2 protein-coding genes are annotated in these 1,689 nt (G+C 72.8%); one reads left to right on the top strand and one right to left on the bottom strand.

What is annotated here, in order from left to right:
- Window positions 1-225 precede the first annotated feature (225 nt).
- Window positions 226-678: a VOC family protein gene (locus GA0115240_RS02020; protein ID WP_093734914.1), complete on the top strand. Its 453-nt coding sequence runs from the start codon at window positions 226-228 to the stop codon at window positions 676-678.
- A gap of 55 nt (window positions 679-733) precedes the next feature.
- On the opposite strand, the gene GA0115240_RS02015 is transcribed toward GA0115240_RS02020, so the two are convergent.
- A partial coding sequence (locus tag GA0115240_RS02015; RefSeq protein WP_093734913.1) for an AurF N-oxygenase family protein occupies window positions 734-1,689 on the bottom strand: 956 nt, incomplete at its 5' end.

The raw sequence follows: 1,689 nt of genomic DNA, 5'->3' as shown, positions 1-1,689 counted from the left end.
AGGGGCCGCGCTCCCGCCAGGGGCAACCTGCCGGCCGAGGTGAGCCTCCCCGCCAGGGGCAACGTGCCGGCCGAGGTGAGCCTCCCCGGCAGGGGGACGGCTCCGCTTGTGCCCGGCCGCCACGGTGCGACACTGGTTGTCTGGCCGAACGGCCGGCACGTGGCAGGACGCCGCCCGCCGGCGGACGCCATCGGCGCCCACGGACGCCAACAGAAAGGTTCTGCCATGCAGCGAGCCGATCTCCCCGCCCCCGAAACCGGGATGTACCTCACCCACTTCCTGACCGTCCGCGATGTGGCCCGGTCGCGGTCCTTCTACACGGATGTCCTCGGCGGCACGGTGGTGCTGGAGGAGAACCCCTGCATCGTCAAGCTCGCCAACGGCTGGATCATCATGAACCCCGGCGGCGGGCCCACCCCCGACAAGCCGGACGTGACCCTGCGCCCGCCGGACGACCCGCACACCGTCTCCAGCTTCCTCAACCTGCGGGTGGCCGACATCGAGCGCTGCTACCGCGAGTGGGGCGCCAAGGGCGCGCAGTTCCTCACCCCGCCCATCGACCGGAAGGCCGAACTGCGCTGCTACGTGCGTGATCCGGACGGCTACCTGATCGAGGTGGGCCAGGCCACCGGGCTGCTCAACGGAATCCTCGCCGACCCGCCGGCCGAGGAGACCTGACGCCGGTTCCGCGCCGAGTTGAGGCCGGCTCCTCGCCGGCCGTCCGCGTTCCCCGTCAGTCGATGAGGCGCGCGCGCCGCCAGATCGGCTCGGACCACCGGTCGAGGATGCCGAGCTCGCGGAACAGGGCAACGGCCTTGCGGGACCAGGTGGCCGTCGCGCGGTGCCAGTGCGGGTTGGCGGCGGCGGCGCGGTGGGCGGCGCGTGCGTCCAGCCCGGCGAGGGCGTACATCCGGGGTGGGACCGCCTCGCGCACCATGAAGGCGCAGGTGACGGCCAGCGCCTGAGCCAGGGCGGCACGGCGGGCGGGGCCGAACGCCCGGCAGCTGTGGCGGAGTTCGGCCGACGCGTAGCCGATGTGCCGGGCCTCTTCGATCACATGGATCCGGGAGACGGAACGGGCCAGCGGTTGCAGACTCTCGTCGCGCATCACTTCGCGCTGGGCGGCCTCGATGAACTCCTCGACGAACAAGGTGGTGGCGAGCAGCAGCGGGACGCAGTTCGTCCGCAGCAGCCACCGGCCGAGCCGCCGCGCGGCCGGGCCGACCTGGGTCGGGTGGCCGGTGAGGGTCAGGTAGCGGCCGAACATGATCGAGTGCCGGCACTCGTCGGCGACCTCGGTCAGCGCGTACTGGGCGTGCCGGGTCGCGGGGTCCTCGTCGTAGACATGCCGGATCAGGCCCTCCATCAGCATGAGTTCGCCCCACAGGGTCCAGGTGAGCAGGCCGGCGAACTGCCGGGTGCACAGGGCGGCCTGCTCCTGTGGGCCGAGGCTGTCCCACAGGGCGGTGCCGTACAGCGAACAGCGGTGCGGCGGCATCGCCGGCCGGCCGGGGTCGATCGGCTCGTCCCAGGCGATCTCGGTGAGCGGGTCGTGGGAGTGCCGTACGGAGGCACGCAGGAGTCGTTCCGCGAGCTGCTCACGGTCGAGGGGAGCGGCGGTGCGGTGCATGGTGGCCTCCTGGGTGCGTCCGGGATCGGCGGGAACGGCGGGAACGGCGGGGAGCAGCG

The sequence above is a fragment of the Streptomyces sp. DvalAA-14 genome, assembly GCF_900091855.1.
Taxonomy (GTDB): Bacteria; Actinomycetota; Actinomycetes; order Streptomycetales; family Streptomycetaceae; genus Actinacidiphila.
This window is presented reverse-complemented; position numbering and strand designations above follow the sequence as displayed.

Bases quoted from the DNA above. Each gene is read 5' to 3' on its own strand.
- GA0115240_RS02020 (WP_093734914.1), top strand. From the start codon at position 226: ATGCAGCGAGCCGATCTCCCCGCCCCCGAAACCGGGATGTACCTCACC.